At 56.5% G+C, this 237-nt stretch carries 1 protein-coding gene; it reads left to right on the plus strand.

Going from position 1 to position 237, the window contains the following annotated elements:
- On the plus strand, nucleotides 1–237 hold a 237-nt coding region (locus tag FDX22_RS31540), incomplete at both ends, for an MASE1 domain-containing protein (protein ID WP_370317636.1).

A 237-nucleotide genomic window follows, 5' to 3' on the forward strand; every position in this document is an offset into this window, starting at 1 on the left:
GCAGCGCTTAACGCTGCTGCTGGCCGCGGTGACGCTCACCTCATTGCTCAATACCGCCCTGCTTTCACCTTTTATTCAAAGCCCGGCAACGTTAATTGGCCTGGCGTCATTTACCGGCGGCGTGCTACTGACGCCGTTTGTCTATCTGATCTATGAATTTCTGCGCCAGCAGCACCGCTACCATTTGCTCGGGCTGGATACCAGCAATCCCCCGCTGCGCACCTCGCTTATCATCTG

Origin of the sequence: Citrobacter sp. TBCS-14 (genome assembly GCF_005280805.1) — a bacterium.
Taxonomy (GTDB): Bacteria; Pseudomonadota; Gammaproteobacteria; order Enterobacterales; family Enterobacteriaceae; genus Citrobacter; species Citrobacter gillenii.